4 protein-coding genes and 1 pseudogene are annotated in these 4,761 nt (G+C 50.3%); 4 read left to right on the top strand and 1 reads right to left on the bottom strand.

The features are described from left to right. Nucleotides 1–50 precede the first annotated feature (50 nt). Nucleotides 51–848, top strand: a complete 798-nt coding sequence (locus VI25_RS22590; RefSeq protein WP_201783390.1) for an SDR family NAD(P)-dependent oxidoreductase — start codon at nucleotides 51–53, stop codon at nucleotides 846–848. Nucleotides 849–1,090: 242 nt separating this feature from the next. Here VI25_RS22590 and VI25_RS22585 read toward each other — a convergent pair whose 3' ends face one another. Next, a complete protein-coding gene (locus VI25_RS22585) occupies nucleotides 1,091–1,588 on the bottom strand; it encodes a hypothetical protein (protein WP_152981792.1) in 498 nt (165 codons plus the stop codon). A gap of 646 nt (nucleotides 1,589–2,234) precedes the next feature. Here VI25_RS22585 and VI25_RS22580 point away from each other — a divergent pair. The 3 genes and pseudogenes from VI25_RS22580 (at nucleotide 2,235) to VI25_RS28075 (ending at nucleotide 4,602) form a co-directional block, all read left to right on the top strand. Then, nucleotides 2,235–2,654: a hypothetical protein gene (locus tag VI25_RS22580; protein WP_055562946.1), complete on the top strand. Its 420-nt coding sequence runs from the start codon at nucleotides 2,235–2,237 to the stop codon at nucleotides 2,652–2,654. A gap of 568 nt (nucleotides 2,655–3,222) precedes the next feature. Continuing rightward, a complete protein-coding gene (locus tag VI25_RS22575) occupies nucleotides 3,223–3,630 on the top strand; it encodes a Crp/Fnr family transcriptional regulator (RefSeq protein WP_052695698.1) in 408 nt (135 codons plus the stop codon). A 94-nt stretch (nucleotides 3,631–3,724) separates the two neighbouring features. Then, nucleotides 3,725–4,602, top strand: a pseudogene (locus tag VI25_RS28075) (NmrA/HSCARG family protein). Nucleotides 4,603–4,761 lie beyond the last annotated feature (159 nt).

Here is a 4,761-nt window from a genome sequence, read left to right as displayed (position 1 = left end):
AACCGCCCTATGCGCGAAAAGTATCGGGTGCTGAATAACTTCCTCCGTACTTGCCCGCGTCTGGTCACGCGGCGGAGTTTTGCACCGTGAATAATGCAAACAAGCAACCGGAAATCATGGAAAAGCTCACGGGAAAAGTAGCGGTTATTACGGGGGGGACGTCGGGGATGGCGCTGGCCACCGCCAAATTATTCGTGGACCAGGGAGCCTACGTCTTCATCACCGGCCGTACTCAGGAGAAGCTCGACGAAGCCTTGCGAATCATCGGCCGCAACGTGACGGGGGTGCTGGGCGACGCGGCCAACCTAGCCGACCTTGACCGCCTATATGAGACGGTGCAGCAGGAAAAAGGCAAAATTGACGTGTTGTTCGCCAGTGCAGGGGCGGCCGGCTTTGGCAAACTGGGGGAGATTACCGAAGACTTCTTCGATTCCATCTTTGACCTGAACGTACGCGGTACGCTCTTCACGGTGCAAAAAGCCTTGCCCTTGTTCGCGGCGGGAGGCGCCATTGTGCTCAATGGGTCGATAGCCTCCATCAAAGGGTATGCCGCCAACAGCGTGTACAGCGCCAGTAAAGCCGCGCTCCGGGCCTTCGTTCGGGGCTGGCTGGTGGACTTGCAGGATCGCCACATTCGGGTCAACCTGCTGAGTCCGGGCGCTATAGATACACCTCTAATGGCCGCTTCTGGCTCAGATTTTAAGGCGCAAATCGCTCCCCTGATTCCGCGTGGTGAAATGGGTCGTCCGCAGGAGGTTGCTACCGCCGTCCTGTTCTTGGCTTGTGCTGAGGCTAGCTTCGTGAATGGAGTCGAGCTATTTGTGGATGGCGGCATGGGCCAGATTTAGGCTAATAACCATTCAGTTGGGCAACCACTCCCTTGCTGTATCGTCGCCAACGCACGTTTTAGATATTGACTTAAGTAATTGCACAAAGCACAGAAAAGCCATTGGCGCGATGCTAATGGCTTTTCTGTGCTCTATTCTGTAATATAATTCAACTACTACCCTAGGTATTGGCTTACACTTTTTCTTCTTTTAGGATGGTCCTTGCGGGATTTATGATATTGCTTTCGGACATGAGACAATGCTTACAGGTGGGGCAGCTTGGCTAGAAGTTGATGGTAGAAGTGCGGGGCCGCTACGTCTAACCACACGTAGCTCTGCATCATTTCGACCTGCGTGGCCGCTTCCATCAATGGCTCAAAGGGCTTGGGAATCCAGCAAAACAACATTGGCCGCTCTGCGTCTAAGAAATTGTTCTCCAGATAATACCACGTGTCAATTGGTGGTACATCGCTTTCATCCAGAAAGCAATTACTTTCTGCAAGCGTGATGCCGTCATGCGTAGTGAGCAGGGTTGAGAAACATAGAATACGTCCCAAACGTGAAAGATCGACCATAGGAGCGGTTGGCTGGCCAACGAGTTGGGTCCGCTGCTGTAGGGCCATGTGGAGGACTTGGGTAAAATACGCTACGTGATAAGGATCCACATTCCACGTGGTATAGCCTTGGTCAAGCGTGTACAATGGTCGATCATCTACCAGTGGATTAAATTGCCGAAACAGCGTTCCGTAGTTTCCAATCACCTCTTCACTGGCGGTAGCACGCTGTCTTGTCCAATGAATAACTTGTTGTAAGCACTTCAGGAAGTGAGACGGTTCCGTAGAAGGGAAAAGGGTTAAAATACATAGAAAAAACATAGACTGAAGGATATTGAGTAATGGCAGGGTTTTCTACCCTTCAGTCAGTAACATAATTGAAGTTATACGCGCCAACCAGGAAAAGTACTAGGTTTCGCCTTTGCTGGTCGCTGCGCTCGGCTTGGTACTTTACTGGGGACCAGGCTCTCGTTAACTCATTCCTACCACCAGGGCCGGTTAGCTATCGAGTGCCGGCCAGTTGCCAGGCGTTCACTGAAAGGAGTCAAATATTTAAAAGTAAGATGGCTGTCGTATGATCGTGCCACAGGCCTTCTACCTCAATACCTCCGTATGAAACACAATGTTGCTTCGCTTTATCATTAGGCCAAGCACCTTTACTTTTTTGGCTTCCTGCTGTTTGCAGCCGGTTCGTGTACCCAACAACAGGCAGAGCACGCCACGACAATTGCGCCAGCTCCGACTATGCCTTTTCAGCCTGTCAGCTATCAGCTTGCACGGCTCGATAACGCCTCTTTTCTAGACAGTTTACGGACTCTCCCTGCGCGCCGACAGCACGCTCATAAAGCACATTATGACCGGGAGTGCCGACTTTGATAGGGCAACCATTTATTACCGCTATCGCACGTTTGCACTAGGGCTTAACCGTGCTGAAGTCGTAGCAGCTATATCAGATTTTGACGGTATCTCAGGCAAGTTGCACCTGCTCCTATTCACACTTGAAAACCGATGGCTTACGAATGTAGTACTGGCGTTCCACTACGATGGAGCAGGGGCTATCGATGAGTTCACGTCAGTACAACAGACCTCATCCACGTTTCGCCAACAAACCGTAGCTAGTGAAATGATTGAAAAGCCTGATACGAAAGCAGGAAAGGACTCCGAGTGGCTAGTAGGTACCACAACTGCGCACTACATGCTACAGTTTGCAAATAACCGGTTCACCAAAAGGCAACTCGATAGCACTTACGTTATCACCCCTTACAAAGAATAATAACCACAGACTCTGCGAAGATGTAATGTCAGAAAATGGACAAACTAGCACGTTAAGGAATTTGAGTAACAGGTAGGTACAAGGCTCAATCGGTCGACTTGGCTGCGGCGGCTATACGATGATTGTGAATGACAATGCCTCGATGGCGCAGGTATGTGTAGAGCGTGACGTTGGAGATGCCTAGGCGCTGAACAACCTTATTTATTCCAAACGGTTGCTCACGATGTGACGGATTATCTACTTTGTGCGGTCCACTAGGTTCACCCGTCTCATTGCACTTCGCAGGCCAGCGTGAGCTCTCGGACGAGCTAGTGCCTGCGCTAATTGGCCGCGGACGGAAGCGTACGTCACAGCTGGCCTTCCGTTATTTCCTGGTTGTAGCGAATTTGACAAATGACGACAAAACCCCTACTAGACTATTTCGAACATGTTCTTCCCTTAACGGAAGCAGAAAAGTCTATCGTAGCAGCAGCTTTCCAGGAGCGAAAGGTTAAACGAAGGCATTTTATTCTGCAGAAAGGGGACGTATGCAAGCACCACACGTTCGTAGTGGCGGGCTGTTTTAGGAATGTACTTAGTAGACGAGAAAGGCAAAGAACATACGCTACAGTTTGCCATCGAAAACTGGTGGATAACGGACATTGCCAGTTTCTACGCAGCAGAGCCGAGTAGCCTCTACATAGAAGCGTTGGAACATTCGACCGTCCTGCAATTAAAGAAAGAAGACCAGAGCAAGTTTTTTGATGATAGCCTCACGTTTAACCGGATTTTTCGGACCCTTACGGAAAACGCACTAGTTAATGCGCATCGAAGAATCCTGCAAAACATCAGCTTCACTGCTGAGGAGCGGTATCTCGACTTTTTGAAACGATATCCGCAATTCCTGCAGCGGGTATCGAACGTGCAAATTGCCTCCTATCTGGGGGTAACGCCCGAATTTCTGAGCACTATTCGGAAAAAGATGGTCGGCTCTTAAGTTATCTTAAGCCTCTTTCTTAAGCTACCTTATAGGCTACCGCAGGCTAGCTCTTCCACCTTTGTGGCACTGGTACTCTTTAAAAACAACCAAGGTGGAAAAAAAAATAATTGCCGTAGTCGGCGCGACTGGTCTGCAGGGAACGGGCGTTGTCAATGCACTAGTGAAGGAGGGGTCTTTCACCATTCGGGCCGTTACCCGAAACCCTACTACCTATCAAGGCAAGGCGCACGAAGTAGTGCAGGGGGATTTGACGGACCTTACATCGATGACCAATGCCTTCAGGGGTGCGCACGGGGTATTTGTGGTCACTAACTTCTGGGAAGGAGCCGATGAGCTAGCACAAGGGACCCTGGCGGTTGAAGCCGCCCAAAACGCGCAGGTGCAGCACTTCATTTGGTCCACGCTGCCAAACGTGGAGAAAATCAGTGACGGGCAGTTTACCGTTCCTCAGTTTACGGGAAAAGCAACCGTTGATGAGGTGGTTAAAAATGCGGGATTTGCGCAGTATACCTTCGTGCAGCCGCCTTTTTACTTTCAAAACTTCCACGGTCACACGGCCCCACAGCAGCAACAGGATGGCTCTATCGGCTCGACCTTGCCTATTGACCAACCAAGAAAGTCCTGCACATGGCAGACATACATGATTTGGGAAAGGTGGTCGCCGGCGCGTTTTTACACCCCGAGAAGGTAGGAAATGGAACGTACTTATCCCTGGCCGCTGAAGTAAACAGCTTCCATGATGTTGTGGCGGCGTTCAAGGCCAACGGGAAAGACTATACGTTTTACCAGGTTCCGGCCGAGGCATTTACTCACTTCTTTGAGGGCGCAGAAGCCGTGGCGCAGTTGCTAGGCTATATGGAGGCGTACACGTATATGGGTCCCAATTCCGAAGCGCAAGTTCACTTGGCTAACGAAATAGCAACGGAGCCCTTTACCCCGCTCAAGGAATGGATCAAAGCATCCTGCTAGTAAGAAGAACTAGGTATTGTTTTTAAAGTCAGCAAGGGGTGTAAAAGCAGGCGACCGGTAGTTCATACTACCTAGCAATAAGACTCGCCTCAACTCGGTAGTAGAGATAACGATGCTACAAGGGACGGTGCCGGATCGATAGTAGTACGGAACGCAGTA

The sequence above is a fragment of the Hymenobacter sp. AT01-02 genome (genome assembly GCF_000961955.2).
In the GTDB taxonomy this organism is placed as follows: domain Bacteria; phylum Bacteroidota; class Bacteroidia; order Cytophagales; family Hymenobacteraceae; genus Hymenobacter; species Hymenobacter mucosus.
The sequence above is the reverse complement of the archived record's forward strand: the minus strand, read 5'-3'. Positions and strand labels throughout refer to the sequence as shown.